Origin of the sequence: Thermoactinomyces intermedius (assembly GCF_013912365.1) — a bacterium.
GTDB classification, from domain to species: domain Bacteria; phylum Bacillota; class Bacilli; order Thermoactinomycetales; family Thermoactinomycetaceae; genus Thermoactinomyces; species Thermoactinomyces intermedius.
The window spans coordinates 57,013-81,018 of sequence record NZ_JACETT010000049.1; the positions used below are offsets into that span (position 1 = coordinate 57,013).

The 24,006-nt window shown below is 48.1% G+C and carries 39 protein-coding genes and 1 pseudogene; 33 read left to right on the forward strand and 7 right to left on the reverse strand.

The window, feature by feature from the left end:
* The first annotated feature begins 5 nt into the window (after window positions 1–5).
* The 26 genes from rplN to rpsI all read left to right on the forward strand — a co-directional run bounded on the left by rplN (window position 6) and on the right by rpsI (window position 14,329).
* Window positions 6–374 carry a 50S ribosomal protein L14 gene (gene rplN, locus H1R82_RS11790; RefSeq protein WP_181732417.1) on the forward strand — a complete coding sequence of 123 codons (369 nt, stop codon included), beginning with the start codon at window positions 6–8 and terminating at the stop codon, window positions 372–374.
* A 53-nt stretch (window positions 375–427) separates the two neighbouring features.
* Entirely contained in the window at window positions 428–781 is a 354-nt protein-coding gene (gene rplX / locus H1R82_RS11795) for a 50S ribosomal protein L24 (protein ID WP_037997839.1), read from the forward strand.
* A 26-nt stretch (window positions 782–807) separates the two neighbouring features.
* Window positions 808–1,350 carry a 50S ribosomal protein L5 gene (gene rplE / locus H1R82_RS11800; protein WP_181732418.1) on the forward strand — a complete coding sequence of 181 codons (543 nt, stop codon included), beginning with the start codon at window positions 808–810 and terminating at the stop codon, window positions 1,348–1,350.
* Window positions 1,351–1,383: 33 nt separating this feature from the next.
* The gene (locus H1R82_RS11805) at window positions 1,384–1,569 is read left to right on the forward strand and encodes a type Z 30S ribosomal protein S14 (RefSeq protein WP_037997836.1); all 186 of its coding nucleotides are present in this window, start codon (window positions 1,384–1,386) and stop codon (window positions 1,567–1,569) included.
* 23 nt (window positions 1,570–1,592) lie between these two features.
* Window positions 1,593–1,991: a 30S ribosomal protein S8 gene (gene rpsH / locus H1R82_RS11810; protein ID WP_037997834.1), complete on the forward strand. Its 399-nt coding sequence runs from the start codon at window positions 1,593–1,595 to the stop codon at window positions 1,989–1,991.
* A 26-nt stretch (window positions 1,992–2,017) separates the two neighbouring features.
* Window positions 2,018–2,554, forward strand: a complete 537-nt coding sequence (gene rplF, locus H1R82_RS11815; protein WP_037997831.1) for a 50S ribosomal protein L6 — start codon at window positions 2,018–2,020, stop codon at window positions 2,552–2,554.
* Between the two features lie 35 nt (window positions 2,555–2,589).
* Window positions 2,590–2,958, forward strand: coding sequence for a 50S ribosomal protein L18 (rplR, locus tag H1R82_RS11820; RefSeq protein ID WP_037997828.1), 369 nt, complete (start codon window positions 2,590–2,592; stop codon window positions 2,956–2,958).
* Between the two features lie 47 nt (window positions 2,959–3,005).
* A complete protein-coding gene (gene rpsE, locus H1R82_RS11825; RefSeq protein WP_198053510.1) occupies window positions 3,006–3,473 on the forward strand; it encodes a 30S ribosomal protein S5 in 468 nt (155 codons plus the stop codon).
* 13 nt (window positions 3,474–3,486) lie between these two features.
* Window positions 3,487–3,675, forward strand: a complete 189-nt coding sequence (rpmD, locus tag H1R82_RS11830; RefSeq protein ID WP_181732420.1) for a 50S ribosomal protein L30 — start codon at window positions 3,487–3,489, stop codon at window positions 3,673–3,675.
* A gap of 35 nt (window positions 3,676–3,710) precedes the next feature.
* Window positions 3,711–4,151 carry a 50S ribosomal protein L15 gene (gene rplO / locus H1R82_RS11835; RefSeq protein WP_181732421.1) on the forward strand — a complete coding sequence of 147 codons (441 nt, stop codon included), beginning with the start codon at window positions 3,711–3,713 and terminating at the stop codon, window positions 4,149–4,151.
* On the forward strand, window positions 4,151–5,449 hold the full coding sequence (gene secY, locus H1R82_RS11840; RefSeq protein ID WP_181732422.1) for a preprotein translocase subunit SecY: 1,299 nt from the start codon (window positions 4,151–4,153) through the stop codon (window positions 5,447–5,449). The genes rplO and secY overlap by 1 nt, the downstream gene beginning before the upstream one ends.
* 113 nt (window positions 5,450–5,562) lie before the next feature.
* The gene (locus H1R82_RS11845; protein ID WP_037997815.1) at window positions 5,563–6,216 is read left to right on the forward strand and encodes an adenylate kinase; all 654 of its coding nucleotides are present in this window, start codon (window positions 5,563–5,565) and stop codon (window positions 6,214–6,216) included.
* Complete coding sequence (gene map / locus H1R82_RS11850) at window positions 6,213–6,959, forward strand: type I methionyl aminopeptidase (protein ID WP_181732423.1); 747 nt, start codon at window positions 6,213–6,215, stop codon at window positions 6,957–6,959. The genes H1R82_RS11845 and map overlap by 4 nt, the downstream gene beginning before the upstream one ends.
* Before the next feature lie 15 nt (window positions 6,960–6,974).
* Complete coding sequence (locus H1R82_RS11855; RefSeq protein ID WP_181732424.1) at window positions 6,975–7,280, forward strand: KOW domain-containing RNA-binding protein; 306 nt, start codon at window positions 6,975–6,977, stop codon at window positions 7,278–7,280.
* A 4-nt stretch (window positions 7,281–7,284) separates the two neighbouring features.
* The gene (infA, locus tag H1R82_RS11860) at window positions 7,285–7,503 is read left to right on the forward strand and encodes a translation initiation factor IF-1 (protein WP_037997807.1); all 219 of its coding nucleotides are present in this window, start codon (window positions 7,285–7,287) and stop codon (window positions 7,501–7,503) included.
* A gap of 49 nt (window positions 7,504–7,552) precedes the next feature.
* Window positions 7,553–7,666 (forward strand): 50S ribosomal protein L36, encoded by a 114-nt coding sequence (gene rpmJ, locus H1R82_RS11865; RefSeq protein WP_022738894.1) that lies wholly within the window; start codon window positions 7,553–7,555, stop codon window positions 7,664–7,666.
* 18 nt (window positions 7,667–7,684) lie between these two features.
* Window positions 7,685–8,053: a 30S ribosomal protein S13 gene (gene rpsM, locus H1R82_RS11870; protein ID WP_037997804.1), complete on the forward strand. Its 369-nt coding sequence runs from the start codon at window positions 7,685–7,687 to the stop codon at window positions 8,051–8,053.
* Between the two features lie 21 nt (window positions 8,054–8,074).
* Window positions 8,075–8,473: a 30S ribosomal protein S11 gene (gene rpsK, locus H1R82_RS11875; protein WP_037997801.1), complete on the forward strand. Its 399-nt coding sequence runs from the start codon at window positions 8,075–8,077 to the stop codon at window positions 8,471–8,473.
* 154 nt (window positions 8,474–8,627) lie between these two features.
* Entirely contained in the window at window positions 8,628–9,572 is a 945-nt protein-coding gene (locus H1R82_RS11880; protein ID WP_049720822.1) for a DNA-directed RNA polymerase subunit alpha, read from the forward strand.
* A 23-nt stretch (window positions 9,573–9,595) separates the two neighbouring features.
* The gene (gene rplQ / locus H1R82_RS11885; protein ID WP_181732425.1) at window positions 9,596–9,985 is read left to right on the forward strand and encodes a 50S ribosomal protein L17; all 390 of its coding nucleotides are present in this window, start codon (window positions 9,596–9,598) and stop codon (window positions 9,983–9,985) included.
* Window positions 9,986–10,064: 79 nt separating this feature from the next.
* On the forward strand, window positions 10,065–10,904 hold the full coding sequence (locus H1R82_RS11890) for an energy-coupling factor transporter ATPase (RefSeq protein WP_181732426.1): 840 nt from the start codon (window positions 10,065–10,067) through the stop codon (window positions 10,902–10,904).
* Complete coding sequence (locus H1R82_RS11895; protein WP_181732427.1) at window positions 10,880–11,743, forward strand: energy-coupling factor transporter ATPase; 864 nt, start codon at window positions 10,880–10,882, stop codon at window positions 11,741–11,743. Before H1R82_RS11890 ends, H1R82_RS11895 begins: the two co-directional genes overlap by 25 nt.
* The gene (locus H1R82_RS11900) at window positions 11,740–12,534 is read left to right on the forward strand and encodes an energy-coupling factor transporter transmembrane component T family protein (protein WP_181732428.1); all 795 of its coding nucleotides are present in this window, start codon (window positions 11,740–11,742) and stop codon (window positions 12,532–12,534) included. The genes H1R82_RS11895 and H1R82_RS11900 overlap by 4 nt, the downstream gene beginning before the upstream one ends.
* Window positions 12,535–12,552: 18 nt before the next feature.
* Window positions 12,553–13,326, forward strand: a complete 774-nt coding sequence (gene truA, locus H1R82_RS11905) for a tRNA pseudouridine(38-40) synthase TruA (protein ID WP_181732429.1) — start codon at window positions 12,553–12,555, stop codon at window positions 13,324–13,326.
* A 154-nt stretch (window positions 13,327–13,480) separates the two neighbouring features.
* Window positions 13,481–13,918, forward strand: a complete 438-nt coding sequence (gene rplM, locus H1R82_RS11910) for a 50S ribosomal protein L13 (protein WP_181732430.1) — start codon at window positions 13,481–13,483, stop codon at window positions 13,916–13,918.
* An 18-nt stretch (window positions 13,919–13,936) separates the two neighbouring features.
* The gene (gene rpsI, locus H1R82_RS11915; RefSeq protein ID WP_181732431.1) at window positions 13,937–14,329 is read left to right on the forward strand and encodes a 30S ribosomal protein S9; all 393 of its coding nucleotides are present in this window, start codon (window positions 13,937–13,939) and stop codon (window positions 14,327–14,329) included.
* Window positions 14,330–14,441: 112 nt separating this feature from the next.
* On the opposite strand, the gene H1R82_RS11920 is transcribed toward rpsI, so the two are convergent.
* The 5 genes and pseudogenes from H1R82_RS11920 to H1R82_RS14985 form a co-directional block, all read right to left on the reverse strand.
* A complete protein-coding gene (locus tag H1R82_RS11920; RefSeq protein WP_181732432.1) occupies window positions 14,442–14,795 on the reverse strand; it encodes a DUF2200 domain-containing protein in 354 nt (117 codons plus the stop codon).
* Window positions 14,796–14,915: 120 nt separating this feature from the next.
* Window positions 14,916–15,809, reverse strand: a complete 894-nt coding sequence (locus H1R82_RS11925; RefSeq protein WP_181732433.1) for a 5'-methylthioadenosine/S-adenosylhomocysteine nucleosidase — start codon at window positions 15,807–15,809, stop codon at window positions 14,916–14,918.
* Between the two features lie 231 nt (window positions 15,810–16,040).
* Window positions 16,041–16,178 carry a hypothetical protein gene (locus H1R82_RS11930; protein WP_181732454.1) on the reverse strand — a complete coding sequence of 46 codons (138 nt, stop codon included), beginning with the start codon at window positions 16,176–16,178 and terminating at the stop codon, window positions 16,041–16,043.
* Window positions 16,160–16,452, reverse strand: a pseudogene (locus tag H1R82_RS14980) (HAD family hydrolase). The gene H1R82_RS11930 and the pseudogene H1R82_RS14980 overlap by 19 nt, the downstream one beginning before the upstream one ends.
* Window positions 16,449–16,727, reverse strand: a complete 279-nt coding sequence (locus tag H1R82_RS14985; protein WP_181732434.1) for an HAD family hydrolase — start codon at window positions 16,725–16,727, stop codon at window positions 16,449–16,451. The pseudogene H1R82_RS14980 and the gene H1R82_RS14985 overlap by 4 nt, the downstream one beginning before the upstream one ends.
* 186 nt (window positions 16,728–16,913) lie before the next feature.
* On the opposite strand from H1R82_RS14985, the gene H1R82_RS11945 reads away from it, so the two are divergent.
* The 4 genes from H1R82_RS11945 to salA all read left to right on the forward strand — a co-directional run bounded on the left by H1R82_RS11945 (window position 16,914) and on the right by salA (window position 20,347).
* Window positions 16,914–17,729 (forward strand): ZIP family metal transporter, encoded by an 816-nt coding sequence (locus tag H1R82_RS11945; RefSeq protein WP_181732435.1) that lies wholly within the window; start codon window positions 16,914–16,916, stop codon window positions 17,727–17,729.
* Between the two features lie 150 nt (window positions 17,730–17,879).
* Window positions 17,880–18,404 carry a hypothetical protein gene (locus tag H1R82_RS11950; protein WP_181732436.1) on the forward strand — a complete coding sequence of 175 codons (525 nt, stop codon included), beginning with the start codon at window positions 17,880–17,882 and terminating at the stop codon, window positions 18,402–18,404.
* 77 nt (window positions 18,405–18,481) lie between these two features.
* A complete protein-coding gene (cwlD, locus tag H1R82_RS11955; protein WP_181732437.1) occupies window positions 18,482–19,213 on the forward strand; it encodes an N-acetylmuramoyl-L-alanine amidase CwlD in 732 nt (243 codons plus the stop codon).
* Window positions 19,214–19,258: 45 nt separating this feature from the next.
* Entirely contained in the window at window positions 19,259–20,347 is a 1,089-nt protein-coding gene (gene salA / locus H1R82_RS11960; RefSeq protein WP_181732453.1) for an iron-sulfur carrier protein/transcriptional regulator SalA, read from the forward strand.
* A 24-nt stretch (window positions 20,348–20,371) separates the two neighbouring features.
* On the opposite strand, the gene gerD is transcribed toward salA, so the two are convergent.
* Window positions 20,372–20,995, reverse strand: a complete 624-nt coding sequence (gerD, locus tag H1R82_RS11965; protein ID WP_181732438.1) for a spore germination lipoprotein GerD — start codon at window positions 20,993–20,995, stop codon at window positions 20,372–20,374.
* A 132-nt stretch (window positions 20,996–21,127) separates the two neighbouring features.
* Between gerD and H1R82_RS11970 the strand changes: the two genes are divergently transcribed.
* Window positions 21,128–21,790 carry a KinB-signaling pathway activation protein gene (locus tag H1R82_RS11970; RefSeq protein ID WP_181732439.1) on the forward strand — a complete coding sequence of 221 codons (663 nt, stop codon included), beginning with the start codon at window positions 21,128–21,130 and terminating at the stop codon, window positions 21,788–21,790.
* Between the two features lie 89 nt (window positions 21,791–21,879).
* Here H1R82_RS11970 and pdaB read toward each other — a convergent pair whose 3' ends face one another.
* Window positions 21,880–22,644, reverse strand: a complete 765-nt coding sequence (gene pdaB / locus H1R82_RS11975; RefSeq protein ID WP_181732440.1) for a polysaccharide deacetylase family sporulation protein PdaB — start codon at window positions 22,642–22,644, stop codon at window positions 21,880–21,882.
* Between the two features lie 92 nt (window positions 22,645–22,736).
* Here pdaB and H1R82_RS11980 point away from each other — a divergent pair, with 92 nt between their 5' ends.
* Both H1R82_RS11980 and H1R82_RS11985 read left to right on the forward strand, forming a co-directional pair.
* Window positions 22,737–23,354, forward strand: coding sequence for a stage II sporulation protein M (locus H1R82_RS11980; protein WP_181732441.1), 618 nt, complete (start codon window positions 22,737–22,739; stop codon window positions 23,352–23,354).
* A gap of 11 nt (window positions 23,355–23,365) precedes the next feature.
* Window positions 23,366–23,788: an OsmC family protein gene (locus tag H1R82_RS11985; RefSeq protein WP_181732442.1), complete on the forward strand. Its 423-nt coding sequence runs from the start codon at window positions 23,366–23,368 to the stop codon at window positions 23,786–23,788.
* Window positions 23,789–24,006 lie beyond the last annotated feature (218 nt).

Below are 24,006 nucleotides of genomic sequence, written 5' to 3' on the forward strand. Positions count from 1 at the left end.
ATGTCATGATTCAACCTCAAACACGTTTGCGTGTGGCAGATAACTCTGGTGCGAAGGAAGTAATGTGCATTCGTGTACTTGGTGGATCGAAAAAATCATCGGCCGGTATCGGTGATGTGATTGTGGCTTCTGTAAAACAAGCTACACCCGGTGGCGTTGTCAAGAAAGGGGATGTCGTGAAGTGCGTGGTGGTACGCACGGTCCGTTCCGTACGTCGTCCGGACGGTTCTTACATCCGCTTTGACGAAAACGCCGCGGTTGTGATCAAAGATGATAAAAGCCCTCGCGGTACACGGATTTTTGGACCCGTTGCCCGTGAGTTGCGTGACCGCGACTTCATGAAAATCATCTCTTTAGCACCGGAAGTACTCTAAGGATTTCATGAAGATGAAAACAGAACACTTCTGCAGGTAAGGAGGTGCCCGGTATGCACATCAAAAAGGGTGATATGGTCATTGTGATGCGAGGTAAAGAAGCTCCGTACTTCGCAGATGGCAAAAAAGTTTACACTCGCGGCCGTGTGATTAAAGCAATGCCGAAAGAAAACCGTGTGCTGGTTGAAGGTGTCAACATGGTCAAAAAGCACACTCGCCCGACCCAAGCCAATCCACAAGGCGGGATCGTTGAACAGGAAGCACCGATTCATGTATCCAATGTGATGATCGAAGATCCGAAAACCAAAGAGCCGACCCGTGTCGGTTACAAGTTTGTGGAAGGCAAAAACGGCGAGAAGAAAAAAGTGCGCTATGCGAAAAAATCGGGAGAAATTCTTGACAAGTAATGTTTGATGAAGGGAGGTTAACCCTGATGGCAGCACGCTTGAAAGAGCAGTATCTCAATGAGGTATCTCCTGCCCTCATGAAAAAATTCGGATACAAATCTACCATGCAAGTACCCAAAGTGGAAAAAGTCGTAATCAACATGGGTGTGGGTGAAGCTGTACAAAACTCCAAAGCTTTGGATGGTGCAGTGGAAGACCTCACATTGATTTCCGGTCAAAAGCCTGTTGTGACACGGGCGAAAAAGTCAATTGCCGGATTTAAACTCCGTGAAGGAATGCCGATTGGTGCAAAAGTAACCCTTCGTGGAGAACGGATGTATCATTTCCTTGACAAACTGATGAATGTGGCTCTGCCACGGGTTCGCGATTTCCGCGGGGTATCCCCGAAATCCTTTGACGGACGCGGAAACTACACCCTCGGTTTGAAAGAGCAATTGATTTTCCCGGAAATCTCTTACGATAAAGTGGACAAAGTTCGCGGAATGGATGTCGTGATCGTGACGACAGCCGATACGGATGAAGAAGCGCGTGAATTGTTGGCATTGATGGGAATGCCTTTTCGCAAATAACGGGACGGCAAAACTTTGAAGGGAGGGAATCACTTGGCCAAAAAATCGATGATCGTGAAGTCGAAACGCAAACCGAAATTCAAAGTTCGTGCTTATACGCGCTGTGAACGTTGCGGTCGCCCGCATTCGGTGATGCGTAAGTTCCGTCTGTGTCGTATTTGCTTCCGAGAATTGGCCTACAAAGGGCAGATTCCCGGCGTGAAAAAAGCAAGTTGGTAATAGGATAGGAAGGAGGGTTTCACATGGTGATGACAGACCCGATTGCAGATATGCTGACAAGAATTCGGAATGCCAATATGGTTCGTCATGAAAGTGTTGAGTTTCCGGCATCCCGTATGAAGCGGGAAATCGCCGAGATCTTGAAACGTGAAGGTTTTATCCGCGACGCGGAATATATTGAAGACAACAAACAAGGCATTATTCGGATTTTCTTGAAGTACGGACCAAACAATGAAAAAGTGATTACCGGATTGAAACGGATCAGCAAACCCGGGTTGCGCGTTTATGTAAAAGCCAATGAAATTCCGCGTGTTTTGCGTGGTTTGGGCATTGCTCTTTTGTCCACCAGCAAAGGGATTTTGACGGACAAAGAGGCCCGTGAGCAAAAAGTCGGCGGAGAAGTCATTGCGTATATCTGGTAATTGGTTTACGGATGGAGGTGAATGTTATGTCTCGTATCGGGAAAAAACCGATTGAAATCCCAAACGGGGTTGAAGTAAACGTGGAAGGGAACAAGGTTACCGTGAAAGGACCGAAAGGCACCTTGTCCCGTGACTTCCATTCCGATATCAGCATCAAGGTGGAAGAGAATCAAGTCGTGGTGGAACGTCCGAACGATCATCGGACCTACCGTGCTTTACACGGAACCACCCGCAGCTTGATCGCCGGAATGGTGGAAGGCGTAAGCAAAGGATTCTCCAAAACCCTCGAGTTGGTTGGTGTCGGTTATCGGGCTCAGAAAAAAGGAAACAAACTGGTCTTGAACGTCGGTTATTCTCATCCGGTGGAGATCACTCCGATGGATGGAATCGAGATTGATGTCCCTTCCCAAACACAAGTCGTTGTCAAAGGGATCGACAAACAAGTTGTTGGTGAAATGGCCGCCAACATCCGGAAAGTCCGTGTACCTGAACCTTACAAAGGCAAAGGAATCAAGTACAGCGATGAAGTGATTCGTCGTAAGGAAGGGAAAACCGGGAAGTAAACCGTAGCATGATCAAGAAGGGAGTGAACTAGACCGTGATTCGTAAAGTAAGTCGTAACGAGAGACGGAAAAAACGCCATTTGCGTGTTCGCAACAAAGTGTTTGGTACCGCTGAGCGTCCCCGTTTGAACGTTTTCCGTTCTTCCAAAAACATTTACGCTCAATTGATCGATGACATGGCCGGACACACATTGGCAGCTGCTTCGACCTTGGATAAAGAAATCAAAGAAAAAGGTGTCAATGGCGGAACAGTGGATGCGGCACGCGAAGTCGGCAAATTGATTGCGAAACGAGCTGCGGACAAAGGATTCAATAAAGTTGTTTTTGATCGCGGCGGATACATTTATCATGGTCGTGTGAAAGCTTTGGCTGAAGGAGCACGGGAAGGAGGTCTGGACTTTTGAGCAAACAAGAGAAGCCGCGCAAAAGAGATGCTGCGCAATCAGAGTTTATCGAAAAAGTGGTTAGCATTAACCGTGTGGCAAAAGTTGTAAAAGGCGGACGTCGCTTCAGTTTCAGCGCTCTTGTCGTTGTCGGCGACGGCAAAGGCAAAGTTGGAGCAGGGATCGGAAAAGCGGCTGAAGTACCGGAAGCCATTCGCAAAGGAATTGAGAATGCGAAAAAGAATATGATTCGTGTCCCCCTTTTGGGAAGCACGATTCCTCACGAAATGATCGGCCGTTTTGGTGCCGGGGAAGTTCTTTTGAAGCCGGCATCGAAAGGTACCGGAGTCATTGCCGGAGGTCCTGTGCGTGACGTGTTGAATGCTGCAGGTGTTGGTGACATTCTGACGAAATCGACAGGTTCAAACAACCCGATCAATATGGTACGCGCTACGCTGAATGGACTCGAAAACTTGAAACGTCCGGAAGACGTAGCAAAACTGCGCGGTAAAAGCGTAGAGGAACTGTTGGGATAAGGAGGGGATGACCATGGCTAAAAAACTGGCGATTACCCTCAAGCGCAGCATGATCGGCCGCCCGGAAAGCCAACGCGTAACTTTGCGTACGCTGGGTTTGAAAAAACGTGAACAAACCGTTACGCATCAAGACAATCCGGCAATTCGCGGGATGCTGAACAAGGTATCACACCTGGTAGAAGTCAAAGAAATCAACGAGTGATTTTTGGATGACATGCTGAAGAGGAGGTGCGAGGGATGAAATTGCATGAATTAAAGCCAGCTACCGGCGCTCGTAAAGCGAAAAAACGCCTTGGACGTGGTATTGCAGCGGGTCAGGGAAAAACTTCGGGACGTGGTCAAAAAGGACAAAATGCACGTTCCGGTGGCGGTGTACGCCCTGGTTTTGAAGGGGGTCAAATGCCGATTTACCGCCGCTTGCCGAAACGCGGTTTTACAAACCCGAATCGTGTGGAATACGCAATCGTCAACCTGGACACGTTGAACCGGTTTGAAGACGGAACCGTTGTGACACCGGAACTCTTGGTTAAAGAAGGCGTTGTTAAAAACCTGAAAAGCGGATTGAAAGTTCTTGGCAATGGCGAACTGGAGAAAAAGCTGACGGTGAAAGCTCACAAATTCTCTGCTTCAGCGCAGGAGAAAATTAACGCCGCTGGTGGAGCGACGGAGGTAATCTAATGATTCGGAACCTGGGCAATATCTTTAAGGTGGAAGATCTTCGTCGGCGTATTTTATACACTTTGATGATGTTAGTGATTTTTCGGATCGGAAGTTTTATTCCGGTTCCGAACACTAACGCCGAGGCTCTCCAAATGTTGATGGATCAAGCACAAGGTGTTTTTGGTCTCATCAATGCTTTTTCCGGGGGGGCTTTCACGAACTTCTCCATTTTTGCGATGGGGATTATGCCCTATATCACTGCTTCGATCATTGTGCAACTTTTGACGATGGATGTCATTCCGGCCTTTGCACGATGGGCGAAGGAAGGTGAAGTGGGTCGCCGTAAATTGGCACAGTTTACCCGCTACTTTACGATTGTGTTGGGATTGATTCAATCCATCGGATTGTCCATTGGTTTCAACCGTTATATTACCGGCTTTATCGAAGACCAAAGCGTTTGGTCCTATGCTTTGATTTCTCTCACACTGACAGCGGGTACCGCATTTTTGATGTGGATGGGCGAACAAATCACGGAAAAAGGAATCGGAAATGGAATTTCCATTTTGATCTTTGCCGGGATTGTGGCAGCCATCCCGTCTCATGTGGGTGCGATTTACAACACATTGTTTGTTCAGGAAGACCAATTGTTCCTTGGAATTTTGAAAGCCGTTGGAATTTTGCTGGTTGTGATCCTGGTTGTGATCGGGGTCATTTATATTCAACAAGGTGTTCGCAGAATTCCGGTACAGTACACCAAACGGGTGGTTGGCCGTAAAATGTACGGCGGTCAGTCGACGCACATTCCGATGAAAATCAATGCAGCCGGCGTGATTCCGGTGATCTTTGCACTGGCTTTGCTCATGTTCCCGGTGACGATTGCCAGCTTCTGGCAAGGGCATCCGGTTGCGGATTGGATTCAGGCCAATTTCACCTACACCCATTTTGGTTTGGGGATGGTTCTGTACGTCATCCTGATCATCGGATTCTCTTATTTTTACACATTCGTGCAAATCAATCCGATTCAATTGGCTGATCAGATGAAGAAAAATGGCGGCTTTATTCCGGGAATCCGGCCTGGAAAAAACACTTCAACCTATTTGACCAAGGTGATGAATCGCTTAACTTTGACAGGTTCGGTGTTTTTGGCGGCCGTATCCATTTTGCCGATCTTTTTCATCAACTTTTCGGGTCTGCCCAGTACCGTTCAGATTGGCGGAACCTCGCTTCTCATCGTGGTCGGTGTGGCATTGGAAACGATGAAAACGATCGAAAGTCAGTTGATCAGACGCCATTACAAAGGGTTTATGCATAAATGAGCATTGTCCATCCCCCGGATTTGTTTCCGGGGCTATGATATGGGCATGCAAATCCATTTTTTCTCTGTAAGTGCGGACCAAACCCGTAGACAGTTGAACCGGGAGGGATATTGATGAATATTGTACTCATGGGCTTACCCGGGGCCGGGAAAGGGACGCAAGCAGCGCACATTATTGATGAGTTGAAGATCCCGCATATTTCGACCGGAGATATGTTTCGCCAGGCAGTGAAAGAGGAAACACCGCTTGGCCTGGAGGCAAAAACTTACCTGGATCAGGGAAAATTGGTCCCTGATGAGGTGACGATCGGTATTGTGCGTGAACGTTTGGGCAAAGATGATTGTGCAAACGGATTTATGTTGGATGGCTTTCCCAGAACGGTTCCGCAAGCTGAAGCACTGGATGAATTGACAAAAGAGTTGAATCGTCCCATCGATTATGTGATTTATATTGATGTTGATGAGGAGGAACTCCTGAAACGTCTGACGGGTCGACGCATTTGCCGCGAGTGTGGCGCGACTTATCATGTCGTTTTTGCTCCGCCAAAAGTGGATGGAGTTTGTGACCGCTGCAACGGTGAACTTTATCAGCGGGATGATGACAAGATTGAGACGGTGAAAGAACGTCTCAAAATCAACATGGAGCAGATCCAAAAGTTACTGCGCTATTATGAATCAACTGGCAAACTTCATCGTGTCGATGGGAAGCAGCCGATCGAAGATGTAACCAAAGAGATTATGTCCGTGATTCGAGGGGCGAAGTCATGATTATCATCAAATCGGCCAATGAACTCGAACGCATGAGAGAAGCCGGAAAGATCGTATATTTGACACATCAGGAGTTAAAAAAGGCCATTCAGCCCGGGATTACCACCAAAGAGCTTGACCGGCTGGCGGAAAAAGTGATTAGCGGATATGGTGCGACGCCTTCCTTTAAGGGGTATAATGGCTTTCCAGGCAGTATCTGCACATCCGTCAACGATGAGTTGGTACACGGGATTCCTGGAAACCGCGAATTAAAAGAAGGAGATATTATCTCTCTGGATATCGGTGCATGTTATGAAGGATATCACGGAGATTCGGCTTGGACTTATCCGGTCGGAAAGATCAGTCCGGAAGCGGAAAGATTGTTGAAGGTTACGGAAGAGTCTTTGTATAAAGGACTGGAGCAAGCCAAAGCCGGGGCCAGAGTGGGTGATATTTCCCATGCCATCCAGACCGTTGCCGAAGAAGCCGGTTTTTCCATCGTACGGGAGTATGTCGGGCATGGTGTGGGCCGGAACTTACATGAAGGTCCGAGCATTCCGAATTACGGGATTCCCGGAAAAGGACCCCGTTTGAAATCCGGAATGACCATTGCGGTCGAGCCGATGGTCAACTATGGAAAACGGTTTGTCAAAACACTTGCTGACAATTGGACGGTCGTAACGGCGGATGGTTCTCTCTGCGCGCACTTTGAGCATACCATCGCGATCACAGATGACGGCTATGAGATTCTGACCAAAGCGTAATCCAGGTGAAGGGTGATGGACGTGACAGATGTGGATTGTCTCCCGAGTCCCGGACAGATTGTACGCATTTTGCGCGGACGTGATGCAGGGAACTTCGCAATCGTGGTCGGCTGTCAAGAACCGTATTTCGTTCTTCTGGCGGACGGGAACCGGCGAAAGATGGAATGCCCGAAAAAGAAGAATGTCAAGCACATTCAAGTGACGAATACGATTAATCAGGAGATTGCAGCTGATTTGAAGAAGTATCGTCGAGTGGATAATGCGAAGTTACGATACGCCCTGAACCAATATTTGCTCAAGCAGGAGCATAAAGGAGTGTGAATCGATGGCCAAAGAAGATGTGATCGAGGTAGAAGGGATTGTAAAAGAACCTTTACCGAATGCGATGTTTCGTGTAGAGTTGGAAAATGGTCATGAAGTTCTGGCCCATGTCTCCGGAAAGATTCGCATGCACTTTATTCGTATTTTGCCGGGAGACAAAGTAACTGTTCAACTTTCTCCTTACGATCTATCCCGTGGACGGATCACTTATCGTTACAAGTAAAGACCTGTGAGCAGTTGCTGAAAGACGCTTAAGACAGGAGGGTGCTGAAATGAAAGTGAGACCTTCAGTAAAGCCCATTTGCGAAAAATGCAAAGTGATTCGTCGCAAAGGGGCAGTCATGGTAATTTGTGAAAATCCGAAGCATAAGCAAAAACAAGGTTAATGACGGGAGGTGTAAAGTATGGCGCGTATTGCCGGAATCGATTTACCACGTGAAAAACGCGTAGAAATTGCCCTCACTTATATCTACGGAATCGGTCGTTCCCAATCGAAAAGAATTTTGAAAGAGACGGGGGTCAATCCGGATACCCGGGTTCGTGACCTGACGGAAGATGAAGTAGCAAAATTGCGCAGCTTCATTGACAAAAACCTGGTCATCGAAGGGGATCTTCGTCGTGAAGTGGCATTAAACATCAAACGGTTGATCGAGATCGGATGTTATCGCGGAATTCGTCATCGTCGCGGGCTGCCTGTTCGCGGTCAAAGCTCCAAAACGAATGCACGCACACGCAAAGGTCCTCGCCGCACTGTAGCGAACAAGAAAAAATAAGAATAGCAAGGAGGGAAAATTGTGGCTAAACGTAAAACGACAACCCAACGTGTCAAACGCCGTGCAAGAAAAAACATTGAAGCCGGTACGGCTCACATTCGTTCCACTTTTAACAACACCATCGTAACGATCACCGACCCGCGCGGAAACACTGTTGCTTGGGCAAGCTCCGGTACGATGGGATTCAAAGGTTCCCGTAAAAGCACACCTTTTGCAGCTCAAATGGCTGCGGAACAAGCTGCGAAAGTAGCGATGGAAAACGGAATGAAATCTGTGGATGTTCTGGTGAAAGGGCCGGGAGCAGGTCGTGAAGCAGCGATTCGTTCTTTGCAAGCGGCAGGTTTGGAAGTAAGTCTGATCAAAGACGTAACACCAATCCCTCACAATGGATGTCGTCCGCCGAAACGTCGCCGTGTTTAATTTTTGCTTCCAATCTGTTCCATTGTTTATTTATGCATGAGATGGTGTATACTGGATAAGACTAATTCTTTTATCCTGTTATACTAAATCCGTGCAATCATGAGGTTGGATTTCGCCCGGAACGCGACGTTCTGAAGGAGGGTTTGTGAGCCGTATGATTGAAATTGAAAAGCCGAAGATCGAAGCTGTGGAGATCAGTGAAGATCATCGATATGGAAAATTTGTGGTGGAACCTCTTGAACGCGGATACGGCACTACCCTGGGCAACTCTCTGCGCCGTGTCCTGCTCTCTTCATTGCCAGGAGCGGCCGTTAATTCCATCCAGATAGATGGGGTATTGCATGAGTTTTCCACGATTCCCGGAGTCGTGGAAGATACGACGGAGATTATTTTAAACTTGAAGCAGTTGGCTCTGAAGATTCATTCGGATGAAGAAAAAATCTTGGAGATCGATGTGGAAGGCCCTGGAGATGTAACCGCAGGCGACATTCGTGCAGACAGCGATGTGGAAATTTTAAACCCGGATTTGCACATTGCCACATTGAGTGATGATGCGCATTTGCGCATCCGGATGACGGCGAATCGTGGCCGCGGATATGTATCTGCTGATAAAAACAAACGTGAAGATCAACCGATTGGTGTGATTCCGGTCGATTCGATCTACACGCCGATTGAACGGGTAAACTATCAAGTGGAGAACACACGGGTTGGACAAGTCACCAACTATGACAAGCTGACATTGGAAGTTTGGTCCGATGGAAGCTTGAAACCGGACGAGGCGGTAAGCCTTGGTGCGAAAATCCTGAACGAACATCTCATGTTGTTTGTCGGCTTGACGGAAGAAGCAAAAGATGCGGAAATCATGGTGGAAAAAGAGGAAGACAAGAAAGAAAAAGTCATGGAAATGACGATCGAAGAGCTCGACCTTTCGGTTCGCTCTTACAACTGTCTGAAACGGGCCGGCATCAATACGGTTCAGGAACTGACGCAAAAAACGGAAGAAGACATGATGAAAGTGCGTAACCTTGGACGCAAATCTTTGGAAGAAGTACAAAGCAAATTGGCTGAGCTTGGATTGTCTTTGCGTAAAGAAGACTAATCTCTGAAGGGGGAGGGAAAAGCATGGCATACGCAAAACTTGGCAGAAACAGCAGCGCACGCAAAGCAATGCTTCGTGACTTGGTTACCGATCTGATCATTCACGAACGCATCGAAACCACTGAAGCAAAAGCAAAAGAAGTGCGCTCGATCGTTGAAAAAATGATTACGCTCGGAAAGCGCGGCGATTTGCACGCACGTCGTCAAGCCGCTGCCTATGTGCGTACCAATCGTTCTTACACGGTGAAAGAGGGAGAAGAAGTCACACATCAAAAAGTGAACGCAGTGAAAAAGCTGTTTGATGAGATTGCTCCCCGTTATGAAGACCGGAATGGTGGTTACACACGCATTCTCAAATTAGGACCTCGCCGTGGAGACGGTGCACCCATGGTCTTCCTTGAATTGGTAAAATAATCTTTTTTTGTTGGAAAGGGTGAGGCAGGATCCAGCATTTGGTCCTGACGTTTACCCTTTTTTCTTTTAAGGTGAAAAAATGGAACCGATCATTCAGTATGAACGAGTATGGTTTCGGTATGAACAGGAGTCAGAATCCCCTTGGGTGTTGAAAGATGTTTCGCTTGCCATTGGTTCCGGGGAATATGTGAGCATTGTCGGAAGTAATGGTTCCGGCAAGTCCACACTTGCCCGGTTGGCAAACGGACTGTTGCTTCCGGTAAAGGGCCGGGTCCGGGTGGCGGACATGGATACCCGGTCGGAAGAAGATCTGTGGAATATCCGCCGGAAAGTCGGGATGGTTTTTCAAAACCCGGATAACCAAATCGTTGCGACATCCGTGGAAGACGATATTGCCTTTGGATTGGAAAATATCGGTGTTTCACGTTCGGAAATGAAAAGCAAAATCGATCAAGCGGTGAAAGCGGTCGGACTTCAGGGATTGGAACATGTCCAGCCCCATCACCTTTCGGGCGGACAGAAGCAAAGGTTGGCCATTGCCGGGGTGCTGGTGTTGGAACCGGATGTGATCATTTTTGATGAATCCACGTCCATGCTTGATCCGGTTGGACGGAAGACGTTGCTCCGTTTGATGCAATCGTTAAATGATCGTGGAACCACCATTATCCACATCACCCACTCTGCGGAAGAAGCTTTTCTGGCGGATCGTGTGATTGTCATGCATCAGGGAGAATGCAAATTGGATCAGACGGTGAAGCAGCTGTACCCCCGGGCCCATAGTTTGAAACAATGGGGTTTGGCGGTTCCGATCGAAGTGGAGTTGAAACACCGGCTTCAGAAAAGAGGCTGGCCGCTGGGAGAGATCAACGGTAAAGAAGATCTGGTGAGGGAAATATGGAGATTGTTATCCAAAACCTGAGCGTGAAATATTTGCCGAATACTCCTTTTGAGAAAGAAGCTTTGTCCCGGGTTGGCCTTCGCATTCCGAAAGGAAGTTTTGCCGCTGTGGTCGGCGGAACCGGCTCCGGAAAATCGACATTGATCCAGTGTATTGCCGGGCTGATCCGCCCCGGTGCGGGACACGTCCGGGTGGGGGATCTGGTGTGGGATGCCCGGGGCCAATCGGGAGCGTCGCTCAGGCGGCATGTCGGATTGGTTTTTCAATATCCGGAACACCAGTTATTTGCGGAAACCGTGGCGGCCGATATTGCCTTCGGCTTGAAAAACCGGGGGACAGAGGAACCGGAACGAAGCCGCCGGGTCCGACGGGCCATGGATTTGGTCGGGCTTGCGCCGGAATTATGGGATCGTTCTCCTTTTCATTTAAGCGGCGGACAAATGAGGCGGGTGGCGATTGCCGGGGTTTTGGCCTTGCAACCGGATATATTGATTCTGGACGAGCCCTCGGCCGGATTGGATCCGAAAGGGGAAGAAGAGCTGTTTGCTTTGCTCAAAAAGCTTCATCAGCAGGGGAAGACCATCATCTTGGTGACCCATGACATGAATCACGTCGTGCGCTATGCCGATCAGGTATTTGTGCTGGCAGATGGAAAGCTGGTCTTGTCCGGAACGCCGGAAGAAGTGTTCAGCCAGGAGCAAAAGTGGCAGGAACTTTCTTTGGAATTGCCGCATGTCACGCAGTTGATCCGGAAAATAAACCGGAAACTGGATCCGCCGCTTCCTTTATCCATTTTCACCTTGGACGCGCTTGAAAAAGCTTTGCAAAAACGGTTTGCTTCCGGGGGGAATTCACAATGAAAGGGTTTGTGGTGGGTTCGTATCTTCCCGGCAATTCCTTTGTTCACCGGCTGGATCCCCGGGCCAAACTGGGATTTGTTTTTGTCTTCATGCTTTATGTTTTCTTTTTGAAAGCTGTTTTGCCAAGTACCTTGTTCCTGTTGTTCACGCTTGCCGCCGTCCGTGCGGCCAGGATTCCATACAAGCTTTTTTTCAGCGCACTGAAACCCGTCCTTTGGATTATCCTGTTGTCTTCCTTTTTGCATTTGTGGATGAACAAAGGGGGGGACGTGGTCTTCTCTTTTTCTTTCATCACCGTTTATGAAGAGGGCATCCGCCAGGCCGGGATGATCGCCATCCGGCTTTCCTTGCTGGTCGCCATTGCTTCTCTGCTCACGTTTACGACGTCTCCGATGGACTTGACGGACGGGATCGAAAAGATTTTGTCTCCGTTTAAAAAATTCGGGGTTCCCGCACATGAGTTGGCTTTGATGATGTCCATTGCACTCCGGTTCATCCCGACACTGTGGGAGGAAACGGAGAAAATCCGAAAGGCGCAAATGGCGCGCGGAGTGGATTTTGAAGCGGGGAATTTGCTGACCCGGTTGAAAAAATATTTTCCGATCCTCATTCCGTTGTTTGTGTCTTCCTTTCGGAGAGCGGAAGATTTGGCGCTGGCCATGGAAGCCAGATGTTACCGGGGAGCGGAAGGGAGAACGAAATGGCGCCGGCTTCAGCTCACCCCACGGGACGGGTGGCTGGTTGCCGTCCTGATCCTGTTGGGAGGCATTGTGTGGATGTTTGGCCGATAGGGAGGTGCAAAGCCCGGATTGAAAAAGATTAAACTGGTCATCGCTTACGATGGAACGGATTTTTCCGGTTTCCAAAGCCAACCTGGACAAAGAACGATTCAAGGAACACTGGAAGAAGCATTGCGGAAGATTACCGGAGAGGCGGTTTCGGTTCACGGTTCCGGACGGACCGATGCGGGGGTTCACGCTCTTCACCAGGTTTGTCATTTTACGACTTCCAGTCCGATCCCGGTTGAAAAATATCCTTATATCTTAAGGCGCACCTTGCCGCGGGATGTATTGGCCCTTTCGGCGGAAGAAGCCCCCATGGACTTTCATGCCCAAAAAAGCGCAAAGTGGAAAACGTACCGCTACCGGTTGGACTTGAGGCCGATCCCCGATTTGTTTGAGCGCCGGTTTCGCACCCATGTCCCCGTTTCGCTGGATGTGGAAAAGATGCGGGAAGCGGCGGGTTATCTGGTGGGCACCCATGATTTCACCTCTTTTTGTTCCGCCAAAACCGAGATCCAGGATAAGGTCCGCACGATTTACCAATGCCGCTTGGAACAGGAGCCGGGCGGATTGGTCATCGAAGTGACCGGCAACGGTTTTCTTTATAACATGGTGCGGATTATCGCGGGGACGCTGGTGGAAGTCGGGAAAGGGAGAATCCGGCCGGAAGCGATTCCCGGAATCATTCTGGCAAAGGACCGGCAAAAAGCGGGGCCCACGTTTCCGCCGGAAGGACTGGTCCTGGTCAAAGTCGGCTATACACCTTGGAAAAATTCCGGTTTCACCGCGTCTTTTTCTTGACATCGCACCTCATTTGCGATATTATAACGCTTGGTATTTTCCACTCCATGCCCCGGTGGAGTTATGTTCGGCGCAAAATCAGTCACTGATTAATGCTTCTAAAACTTGAAAATGATTAACGGTTTACCGTTTGTTGATAGAGGAGGGAATACGGATGCGTACCACCTATATGGCGAAACCCAATGAAGTGGAACGGAAGTGGTATGTGGTTGATGCCAAAGGCAAAACCCTGGGTCGTTTGGCATCGGAAGTTGCAGCATTGCTTCGCGGAAAACATAAGCCTGAGTTTTCCCCGCATGTGGATACCGGCGATTTCGTGATTGTGATCAATGCAAGTCAAATTGAATTGACCGGTAAAAAATGGACCAAAAAGATCTATTACCGCCATTCCCGTTATCCGGGCGGATTGAAAGCGACTGCGGCTCACGAAATGCGTGACAAACATCCGGAACGTATGATCGAATTGGCCGTCAAAGGAATGCTTCCGAAAGGAAGCCTTGGTCGCAAGCAACTCAAAAAATTAAAAGTATATGCAGGTTCCGAGCATCCTCATCAGGCACAACAGCCGGTTGAGTGGGAACTGCGTGGATAATAAAAGGAGGTAACCGATTTGGCACAAGTTCAATTTTACGGAACCGGTCGCCGTAAGGAATCGGTCGCTCGAGTTCGCCTCGTTGCCGGAGATGGACGAATCGTGATCAACGGCCGCAGCATTGATGAATATTTCGGTCTGGAAACTTTGAAAGCCATTGTTCGCCAACCGTTGGTGCTGACGGATACACAAGATCGTTATGATGTACTGGTCAATGTTCATGGCGGCGGCTTCACCGGACAAGCCGGAGCGATTCGTCACGGAATTGCACGGGCTTTGTTGAAAGTTGATCCGGAACTTCGTCCAGCTTTGAAAAAAGCCGGTTTCCTGACACGTGACCCGCGGATGAAAGAGCGTAAAAAATACGGTCTCAAAGGCGCTCGCCGTGCACCCCAATTCTCCAAACGTTAAGCTTTATATTTCAACGTTTTACAAAACCCTTTCCCGGACAATTCGGGAAAGGGTTTTTTCCATTCAAACCAAAACAAAAAAACTAATCCTTTATGGATTCAGTGTTTTTTTGTTATGATGTGCGCAAAATCGTTTCCATTGATTTTCCACGTGCCAATTCATCGATCAGCTTATCTAGGTAGCGAATTTCCCGCATCGTTGGTTCTTCTATGTCTTCCACCCGCACACCGCAAATCACCCCTTTGATCAAAAACCGCGAAGGATTCAATTGAGGAGCTTCCAAAAAGAAGGCCTCAAGGTCTGTTTGTTTTTCCAAGTGCGCTTCTAATTCTTCTTGGCGGTATCCAGTCAACCAACGGATGATTTCATCGACTTCTTCTTTTGTTCGTCCTTTTTTCTCTGCTTTTTTTACATACAGGGGATAGATTTTTGAAAAACTCATTTGGTAAATCCGGGGTTTGCTCATCATGGATTCTCCTTTTGCAATAGGATGGGATATCGGAGGGAAGTCCGTGTTGGAAACTGAAGAGAAAGAGGCCTGTGGGTTTAAAAAGCCAACCCTCCATACGCCTCTTTCACAACGGGATTATTTGTTTTTCAGCATGGAGATATATTTGCTTACCACGTGATACACATATTCCTGGCAGGCTTCAGCGGTATCGGGGTTGTATTTACCCGCGTTTGTCTTATTGTTGGACAAAATCCGGATGCCCAAAAACGGAACATCATAGGCATCGGCAATTTGCGCGGCGGAGGCACCTTCCATCTCCTCGACGGAGGTTCCGTATTTTTCATGATACCATTGGATCCGGTCCATCTCATTGTTCCAAAGGTCGGCCGAACCGATGGTGCCTTCCACCACTTTGCCGTTTTTGTATTGGTTTTTGACGGCCAGAGCGGCTTTCAGCAATTCCGGATCGCCTTCATAATAACGGATTTTTTCCGCATTTTTGTCTTCCCCGGCACTTCCTTCCGAAGCCATCAGGTCCATCGGTTTCCATGTGGATGGATCGGTTCCTTCGCCTTCTTCTTTGTCCGTGGTTTTAAACGACCCGATGTGAGTCACCCTTTTTCCCAGGACAATGTCAAAAACATGAAGGCCGGGGTCGTGTCCGCCGGAGGTTCCCTGGTTGATGATGGCAACCGGTTGGTACTTCTCAATGGCCAAGGCAGTGGCAGCCGCCGTGTTTTCCATGCCTTTTCCGGTTTTTACGACAATCACCGGATATTGGTTCAGGGTTCCTTTATAAAAAACAAAGTTTCCCGATTTTTCGGTTTGCACGTTTTCCAGGCGGTTGGCCAGTTTTTCCGCTTCAATGGGCATGGCGCCTTGGATGATGACGGGTTTTTCCGGGTTTCGGGGGGACTGAGAGGTTTCTTGTTGCGGCTTTGTGCCACATCCTGCAATCAATAAAATCATGAAGGAAAAAACAAAAATAAGTGCAGGGGAAACCCGTTGCAGAGGACCGAATTTTTTCATTGATTCACGCTCCTTTTCCACGAAACGATCTGGAGGTATTATGAACTGCACCAAGGCAAATCATTCACTCCACTATCATAGGATGAACCATTTTAAAAAACAAGAAGAACTGTTCATTCCAAGGGGCAGGGAAGATAGCCAAAGGGGATCCTTTCGGGCGGCTTCCGGGAGCCGGAAGCAGGGGAACCGGAAAGGGAACTCCCTTGTCCCAAAGGAGTTCCCTTTGATTCCTCACGAAGCATGGCCGATTTGTTTCAGCCACGCAAACGTATTTTCAGCGGAGAAACAGCGCATTCCCTCTTTGACAAGGAAATCGGCTTTCTGGAAACGGTCAGGCAAAGGCTCTTCCGTCAAGTAAGGAATCGCCACACAATACATCCCGGCCCTTTGGCGGCCTCAACCCCGTATGGGGAATCCTCCACCACCAAACAGCATTCCGGACAGATGGCAAGCTGTCTGGCGGCTTCCAAAAACACATCCGGTTCCGGCTTGCCTTTTTTACATCTTCCGAAGAAACCACCGCATCGAAGAAAGCGGACAACCGGGTCACGGACAAGATCTCCTCAATGATGTCCGGAGAAGACCCCGAAGCCAGGGCCAATTTCATTTTGTTCTCTTGAAGGATGTGCAAAAACTTTTTCATTTCGGGAAAAACATGTGTTTTTTCTTTGCAATCTCTAAATAAATTTTGTTCTTTTTCGCGATCAACACTTTGACGGGATCCGAAAAAGCGTACGTTTTATTCAAGTCTTCCAGCATTTCTTTTGTGCTGATGCCCACATACCGCTTTTTTATTTCAAAGTCAAAACCGGTGATCCCGTATTCCACCAGCAATTTTTTCTCTGCTTCAAAATAGTTGGGTTCGCTGTCAATCAGCGTGCCATCCAAATCAAAGATCACCGCTTGAATCTCCGACATTGGCATCTCCCTCCTCACGGTATGAAACAAAAAATCGAGAGCCGGTTGCATCATTAAATTCTTTTTCAGGCGAAGGTTTTCCTGTGTGAAACATCGGTGTTTGCTCTGTGGGAAAGCAGGAATACCTTCGTGATTTTTTGGGGATTTATTAAGTAAAATGCAGCTAAAAGGAGATTGCTTTTCGCCATGTTTGACGCGTTTTATGCTCTTTCCCCGGTGATGAAGGCTTTGATTGCTACGTTGTTCACCTGGTTCATGACCGCATTGGGAGCTTCCTTGGTTTTTTTTACTAAGAGATTCAATGAAAAGTTGTTGGACGGCATGTTGGGGTTTGCAGGAGGAGTGATGATTGCCGCCAGTTATTGGTCGCTGTTGGCCCCGGCCATTGAAATGTCCCGCGGCCATGCGATTGCCGATTGGTTCCCGGCGGCAACCGGCTTTATGGCCGGCGGGATTTTTTTGGGGGCCATCGATAATATATTGCCCCATCTCCATCCAAACGCGCCTATTGCCGAAGCGGAAGGTTATCTGTCAAAGGAAGTGAAAAAAAGTACCTTGTTGGTGCTTGCCATCACGTTGCACAATATTCCCGAAGGACTGGCGGTGGGGGTTGCTTTCGGCTCCATCACAGGCGGGGGAACGGAAGCGTCCCTGGCAGCCGCCGTGTCGCTTGCCGTCGGAATCGGAATCCAAAATTTCCCCGAAGGAATTGCGGTTTCCATGCCGCTCAGGGGAGAAGGAATGTCCCGCAGAAAAAGTTTTTTTTACGGACAGTTTTCGGGGATGGTTGAACCCGTTGCCGCCGTCATCGGCGCATTGTTTGTCACGTTCATCGGGGCGCTGTTGCCCTATGCTTTAAGTTTTGCAGCGGGAGCGATGATTTTCGTGGTGGTCGAAGAAGTGATTCCCAGCTCGCAAGAAAGAGGGAATAAAGACCTGGCCTCCATGAGCTTGATGGCCGGTTTTGTTGTGATGATGATTTTGGATGTTGCTTTCGGCTGAGTCCGGATGCTTGCCCGGGATCCAAAGAGGTTGGATCCGTTTTTCTTTCCGGAAGCAATCGGCTGTTCTTCCCCCGGTTTTGGTTTTTTCTTATGCTTCTTTGTCAACAATGAAGAAAAAGAGAAGTTCGGACAAAGGAGCAAACCACCGGTGGCACAAATTTTTTACTGGGATGAATGGCAGATTAAAAGAGAGGAACAAATCCGGTTAAAGGCATTGAATCGGTTTCCTTGGTCCCAATTGAAAAAAATCAAGGAAGATTTTGTGGACCCGTTTACCCATTATTGGCCCGAGTCACGCAAAATTATGCTGTTGGAATTGGTGTACCGCATGGTTTTTGAAGCGTATGCGGCCGGGATGATCGAGCGGAAAAAGGCGGGGAGGCAAAAAGTGACGTTTTCCCAACCGTTTGACGCTGCTTCCCGGACTTCCCACTGCAACCAACCGGAAGAGAAAACGATTTCTCTGTCCGAATCGCTTTGCCTGATCGTCACCCAAAACGACCCGGTGGATGTTTTTATCACCAACCGCGAAAAAATATGCAGCCAATTGACGGATCAGCTGGTGAAGGAATTTTCCATCTTCCGGTGGATGGATGAATGGAATGTGCAATCGGTGATGATTTTGCTGGAAGAATTGAGCCGCATTTGGTTCCAGAAAGGCTGGAGCGAGTGAGCGATGGTTTGTACATATCTGTCCGTTTCGTCCATATACATGAAGATAGACAGGTTTAAGTAAGTGAGGCGAAATGGATGGGAAAATGGTTGAAAGAACACAGGATGTGGGCGGGAATCATTCTGCTTTTGCTCCTGTTGCCGGCTTTGTTTTTCATGTCGAAAAATCTCATCGTATCCACATGGTCCATGCCGTTGAACGGCAAAGTCATTGTATTGGATGCCGGGCACGGGGGAGCGGACGGGGGAGCGGTCAGCAAAACCGGGATCATTGAAAAAGACATCACGTTGCAAATGGTTTTGTATTTGCGGGATTATTTGCAAGAAGCAGGGGCTTTGGTTTATCTGACCCGGGAGAGTGACCGGGATCTGGCTTCCCCGGACACTGACAGGCTCCGTTCCCGGAAAGCAGAGGATCTCATGCGCCGGATTCATTTGGTCAAAGAGAAAAAAGCGGATGCTTTGATCAGCATTCATTTGAATGCCATTCCTTCACCCAAATGGTCAGGGGCCCAAACGTTTTATCATCCGGCGAAAGAAGAAAACAAAAGGCTGGCGGCTTTTATCCAGTCTGAGCTGATGAAACAGCTGGGAAACACCAAACGTCTGGCGAAACAAAAAGGGGATGTGTATATTTTGAATCATTCCCCGGTTCCGACGGCTTTAGTCGAGGTTGGGTTTTTGTCCAACCCCGCGGAGGCCGAACTTTTGTCGCAACCGGAGTATCAAAAGAAAGTGGCGGTATCCATTTATCTGGGGATTCTCCAATATTACACAGGGAAAGAACCGCCTCCAATCGTTGATCAGTAGTGTGTTATAATGGATAAGAAATCGCTTTCGATTGAGGTGTCAGCCATGCTAACCCAGGAAAAAATATTAGAAGCATTAAAAAATGTGAAAGATCCTGAAATTAACCGAAGCCTTGTCGAGTTGGACATGATTCGAAATATCCGGATAAGAGGGAAAGAAGTTTCGCTGGATGTGGTTTTGACCATTCAGGGTTGCCCTTTGAAATTTAAAATCCAGGAAGATGTGGAGAAGGCCATTTACCAGCTGGGAGCCGAAAAAGTGAATGTGCGCTTCGGATCGATGACGGATGAAGAACGGCAAAAACTGGCGGCTAGTTTGCGTCAGGAAGGACAAAAAAACCGCCAAAGCCAGGTTCCCCCGTTGTTGGATCCTTCCTCCAACACACAGTTTATCGCCGTGGCCAGCGGAAAAGGCGGAGTGGGAAAATCGACCGTGACCGTGAATCTGGCCGTGGCTTTGGCCCGGAAAGGGAAAAAAGTGGGCATTATTGATGCCGATATATACGGATTCAGCGTTCCGGACATGATGGGCATCGAAACGCGTCCCGTGGTGATTGGCGAGATGATTTTGCCCGTGGAACGTTTCGGCGTGAAAGTCATGTCCATGGGATTTTTTGTTCAAGACAATTCACCGGTGGTTTGGCGCGGACCCATGTTGGGGAAAATGCTGAGAAACTTCTTCAGTGAAGTTTACTGGGGAGACCTGGATTATTTGTTGATCGATTTGCCTCCGGGAACAGGGGACGTGGCGCTGGATATTCACCAAATGATTCCGCAAAGCAAAGAAATCCTTGTGACGACTCCCCATGCAACGGCAGCGTTTGTTGCCGCACGGGCAGGCGCCATGGCACTGAATACGACCAAACATGAACTTCTCGGTGTCGTGGAGAACATGTCCTGGTATCAAAATAAATACGGGGAGCGGGAATACGTCTTCGGCCACGGCGGAGGCAAGAAGTTGGCCGAAGAGTTAAAAGTGGATCTGTTGGTCCAGATTCCGCTCGGGGCTCCGGAGTCCAAAGACATGGATGATCCGGATTTTGCCCCGGCGATCTATGATGCCGATCACCCCAATGGCAAAAGATATGAGGAATTGGCGGAAAAATTGTTGGAAAAAGCACCGGTCGCCGGATAACGGGAGGCGGTTTTCACCGCCTCTTTATTGTTGGGATTCTCCTACCTGATTGCCGCCGCCACCTTGCTCGCTTCCCTCTTCACCGCCGCCTTCCTGGCCGCCTTGTTTCTTGCTTTGGGCTTGTTTGAGTTGTTCACCCAGCTTTTTCTGGATGCTCGGCACTTGAATCAGTTCCTCCATGATTTTTTTGGTTTCTTCCCGGTATTGTTGGCTTTTAAGGATTTGCAGGATCTGATTGGACATTTGCGGATCTTTGAAGATCTCGATCAGCATTTTTTGATATTCCGGATCTTTCAACAAGGTTTTCATCAGCTTTTTGTTTTGTTCTTCCGTGACCTGAAACAGATTGTTGGCCACTTCCGGCTTTTGTAAAATGGTTTCCCACTCTTTTTTGGTTTTGGCATCGGTAAGGGATTGGGACAGAACCTTTTCCATTTCTTGCGATTTCATCATGATTTTTTGTTTGAATTCCGGCTCCTGCATCAGATCCTCCAGCACTTTTTTCCCTTCTCCTGTATGCAAAACGTCCAGCGTGATTTCCTTGATTTTTTGATAATCCGGTTCGGATGGCTGGGACTGATTGGAACTGCATGATACGACCATCAATACAGGGACAATAATGGCAACAATCCATTTTATCTTCTGCATCTTCTTTGATCCTCCGTTTCGCGAGCTTACTCTTTTTTAATATGCGAGTTTGCCGGTGGCTTTATGCCTGACTGTCAAATCAGGATCAATTTTGGTACAATCGGTTAAGAAAATAAAACAGGAGAGACCGCTATGACTTTAAGGAAATTGATTTATTGGTTTTTCTCGACACTGATCCTCGGATGTGTTACGGCAATTATTTTGGGTTTTCTTTTTGAACAGGCGGCGGGGGAAGTGTTGTTCGGTTCTTTGACCAGTCAGCTTTTGCTCGGTTTGACCTTGGCGGCCGTCGCGGAACTCGGCTTCTTTGCCTATCTGGTGTTTAACTGGTTGGCCAAGGGGTTGTTGCGAAAGAAAACGGTTTATGATACGGTGATGCTTTTGTTGATCCTGATTCTGATCGGGAATTTGCTGTACTTGAATTTTGCAAAATATCAGGGAGAAGAATTTTGGCTTCACTTGCTTGTTCCCACGATCATTGTTTTGTCGGCCATCCTGATCGCCGGCCTGAAACAAAAGTGGACGAATCAAAGCGCATACATACCCACGCTTTTTTTTGTCATCGCCGCAACAACGATTGAAGCGATTCCTTCCATCAATCCCAAGGAAGGGGAAGTCCCGCTTCTGATCATGATGCACACGGTGTTGGTCCTTTTGGTTTGCAATGCATGGCAAATTTTGCAGCTTCACCGGTGGGTGCAACCGTCTTCCGCCGAAAAGGAGAAGAAGGGGAAGTCCGCCAAGAGCAAGAAGGCCGGTACAAAAAATGCCCGTAAACCGAAAAAGAAAAAATAAAGGAGTCGGTTGCCGTTCAAACGAACGGAATCGACTCTTTTTTCGTGGGGAAAACGCTGATCTTATGCTATGCTTATGTAGGTGCAACGTTATTCAACGGATTGGGTATCCACCTCGGAGCCGGAGATCAATTCGGACACTGTGACAAATTCATATCCTTTTGACCGCAATCCGTCAATGATTTCCGGCAAGGCTTCGTGGGTTTGGCGACAAGAATCGCTGGCGTGCAACAAAACGATGTCTCCGGGATGGGCTTTGGATAAAACCCGATTGACAATTTCATCTTTGCCCGGATTCATCCAGTCACGGGAATCGGTGTCCCATTGAATGGTTTTATAACCGAGACTGTCGGCAATTTTGAGGACCCTTTTATCAAAGTCCCCGTTCGGGAACCGGATCAGATTCGGTTTTTTGCCTGTGGCTTTTTGCAAAATCTGGTCTGCTTTTAAAATTTGAGTGCGAATTTGTTCTTCGTTGTATTCGCTGTAGTTATCATGCCGGTGACCGTGGCTTCCGATTTCATACCCCATGTTCACAATCCGTTTGACCAGGTCGGGATGGCTTTCCGCCCACGGAGAAGATAAGAAGAACGTCGCTTTTTTCAGCCCTTTTTGTTCCAAAACGTCCAAAATGGGGCCGGTGCGTTCTTCCCCCCAACTGATATCAAAGGTTAAGGCGATTTGTTTTTTATTTGTATCGACGCTGTAAATCGCAGACGGGCCCGGATCCAGCGGCACAAAGACCTGAATGTTTTTGTTTTCCGCATAAAAGATCCCGGCTGCAAAGAATAGAACAAGAAGGATAAGAATACTCCGTTTCAGACGTTTGCCTGAAAGCACAAGAAAAAAATTCATTGTGTCGGTCCCTCCCCCGAATCAACATCTATCCTTAATGTATGCGTGAGGACGAGGGTTATGATTGTTTGTCCATAAAAAGGAGTGGAATTATGAAAAAGTGGTGGTCCGCCATTCGCGAAGAAAGAAGATATTTTACGATGATGGCTGTCGTGTTTGTCACCAGTGCCGTGACCGGTTACTTCCAAGGGGATTCGTTGACAACCTTTCTGAAACAAGCCGGGGTGTTTGAGGAAATTGAAAAAGTGGTGCAATCCATCCAAAGTCAGCCGACGTTTTTGAATGCGTTTGTCTCAATCTTCCTGAATAACTTGTTTGCCACGATGATGATCATTTTACTCGGCGCTTTGTTTTTCGGGATTTATCCTTTTTCGGCCATGCTGATGAACGGAATGCTTCTGGGAACCACCCTTCACATCGCATCCCATACTTCCGGACAAAACCCCTGGGCCATCTTTGTCCAGTCGATCCTGCCCCATGGTATTATGGAATTGCCGGCGTTGTTTATGGCCGCCGGTTTGGGGATTCATTTGGGAATGGCAGTGTTGCGGCGGGTTTTATCGGTCTTTTCAAGCGAACGGATGCAGGCCAGTATTGCGGAATGGAAAAGGATTCGCAGCCGGCTGGTGCCCAATCTTACAGCCATTGTGGTGCTGCTGTTTTTTGCGGCCATTGTTGAAGCGGCCTTGATTATATATGGAATGTTCTAGGAGGAATGAAAATGAAAGTGAATGTGACATGGCAAGGTAAAATGCGGTTTGAAACGGAAACACCGTCAGGACATACGGTGACAATGGATGCTGCACCGGAAGTCGGCGGGGAAAACAAAGGCCCGCGTCCGACTGAAATGGTTTTGTCGGCAGTTGGAACCTGTTCCGCGATTGATATTGTCGATATTCTGCGGAAGATGCGTTTGAATGTGGAAGGATTTGCAATGGAGGTGGAAGGGGAACGGGCAGAAGATCATCCCCGTCGCTTCACCAACGTGCACATGCATTATGTGTTAAAAGGGGATCTTCCCGAAGAAAAAGTCCGCCGGGCTGTCCGGCTTTCCGTTGAGAAGTATTGCTCGGTTTCCAACTCATTAAATGCCCGTATTACTTCCAGCTTTGAAATCAACGGGAAAAGATATGAAATGGATTGATCCGGCTGCTTGGTCGCGGGGATTTTGGGTTCCCCGCGATTTTTTTCGATTTTATTTTAAAAAAAGTGTTGACTTGTGTCGGAGAAGATGATAGTATCGTATTTGTCGCCGCGAGAGAGCGACACAAACAAAACGAAATGAAGTGTTCCTTGAAAACTGAAGAGTGAAGACATGACTCGTTAATTCTTGAGAGTTCACATCAAACTTTTTTGGAGAGT

Bases quoted from the DNA above. Each gene is read 5' to 3' on its own strand.
- rplN (WP_181732417.1), top strand. From the start codon at position 6: ATGATTCAACCTCAAACACGTTTGCGTGTGGCAGATAACTCTGGTGCG.
- rplX (WP_037997839.1), top strand. From the start codon at position 428: ATGCACATCAAAAAGGGTGATATGGTCATTGTGATGCGAGGTAAAGAA.
- rplE (WP_181732418.1), top strand. From the start codon at position 808: ATGGCAGCACGCTTGAAAGAGCAGTATCTCAATGAGGTATCTCCTGCC.
- rpsH (WP_037997834.1), top strand. From the start codon at position 1,593: ATGGTGATGACAGACCCGATTGCAGATATGCTGACAAGAATTCGGAAT.
- rplF (WP_037997831.1), top strand. From the start codon at position 2,018: ATGTCTCGTATCGGGAAAAAACCGATTGAAATCCCAAACGGGGTTGAA.
- rpmD (WP_181732420.1), top strand. From the start codon at position 3,487: ATGGCTAAAAAACTGGCGATTACCCTCAAGCGCAGCATGATCGGCCGC.
- rplO (WP_181732421.1), top strand. From the start codon at position 3,711: ATGAAATTGCATGAATTAAAGCCAGCTACCGGCGCTCGTAAAGCGAAA.
- secY (WP_181732422.1), top strand. From the start codon at position 4,151: ATGATTCGGAACCTGGGCAATATCTTTAAGGTGGAAGATCTTCGTCGG.
- H1R82_RS11845 (WP_037997815.1), top strand. From the start codon at position 5,563: ATGAATATTGTACTCATGGGCTTACCCGGGGCCGGGAAAGGGACGCAA.
- map (WP_181732423.1), top strand. From the start codon at position 6,213: ATGATTATCATCAAATCGGCCAATGAACTCGAACGCATGAGAGAAGCC.
- H1R82_RS11855 (WP_181732424.1), top strand. From the start codon at position 6,975: ATGGACGTGACAGATGTGGATTGTCTCCCGAGTCCCGGACAGATTGTA.
- infA (WP_037997807.1), top strand. From the start codon at position 7,285: ATGGCCAAAGAAGATGTGATCGAGGTAGAAGGGATTGTAAAAGAACCT.
- rpmJ (WP_022738894.1), top strand. From the start codon at position 7,553: ATGAAAGTGAGACCTTCAGTAAAGCCCATTTGCGAAAAATGCAAAGTG.
- rpsM (WP_037997804.1), top strand. From the start codon at position 7,685: ATGGCGCGTATTGCCGGAATCGATTTACCACGTGAAAAACGCGTAGAA.
- H1R82_RS11880 (WP_049720822.1), top strand. From the start codon at position 8,628: ATGATTGAAATTGAAAAGCCGAAGATCGAAGCTGTGGAGATCAGTGAA.
- rplQ (WP_181732425.1), top strand. From the start codon at position 9,596: ATGGCATACGCAAAACTTGGCAGAAACAGCAGCGCACGCAAAGCAATG.
- H1R82_RS11890 (WP_181732426.1), top strand. From the start codon at position 10,065: ATGGAACCGATCATTCAGTATGAACGAGTATGGTTTCGGTATGAACAG.
- H1R82_RS11895 (WP_181732427.1), top strand. From the start codon at position 10,880: ATGGAGATTGTTATCCAAAACCTGAGCGTGAAATATTTGCCGAATACT.
- H1R82_RS11900 (WP_181732428.1), top strand. From the start codon at position 11,740: ATGAAAGGGTTTGTGGTGGGTTCGTATCTTCCCGGCAATTCCTTTGTT.
- rplM (WP_181732430.1), top strand. From the start codon at position 13,481: ATGCGTACCACCTATATGGCGAAACCCAATGAAGTGGAACGGAAGTGG.
- H1R82_RS11920 (WP_181732432.1), bottom strand. From the start codon at position 14,795: ATGAGCAAACCCCGGATTTACCAAATGAGTTTTTCAAAAATCTATCCC.
- H1R82_RS11925 (WP_181732433.1), bottom strand. From the start codon at position 15,809: ATGAAAAAATTCGGTCCTCTGCAACGGGTTTCCCCTGCACTTATTTTT.
- H1R82_RS14985 (WP_181732434.1), bottom strand. From the start codon at position 16,727: ATGTCGGAGATTCAAGCGGTGATCTTTGATTTGGATGGCACGCTGATT.
- H1R82_RS11945 (WP_181732435.1), top strand. From the start codon at position 16,914: ATGTTTGACGCGTTTTATGCTCTTTCCCCGGTGATGAAGGCTTTGATT.
- cwlD (WP_181732437.1), top strand. From the start codon at position 18,482: ATGGGAAAATGGTTGAAAGAACACAGGATGTGGGCGGGAATCATTCTG.
- salA (WP_181732453.1), top strand. From the start codon at position 19,259: ATGCTAACCCAGGAAAAAATATTAGAAGCATTAAAAAATGTGAAAGAT.
- gerD (WP_181732438.1), bottom strand. From the start codon at position 20,995: ATGCAGAAGATAAAATGGATTGTTGCCATTATTGTCCCTGTATTGATG.
- H1R82_RS11970 (WP_181732439.1), top strand. From the start codon at position 21,128: ATGACTTTAAGGAAATTGATTTATTGGTTTTTCTCGACACTGATCCTC.
- pdaB (WP_181732440.1), bottom strand. From the start codon at position 22,644: ATGAATTTTTTTCTTGTGCTTTCAGGCAAACGTCTGAAACGGAGTATT.
- H1R82_RS11980 (WP_181732441.1), top strand. From the start codon at position 22,737: ATGAAAAAGTGGTGGTCCGCCATTCGCGAAGAAAGAAGATATTTTACG.
- H1R82_RS11985 (WP_181732442.1), top strand. From the start codon at position 23,366: ATGAAAGTGAATGTGACATGGCAAGGTAAAATGCGGTTTGAAACGGAA.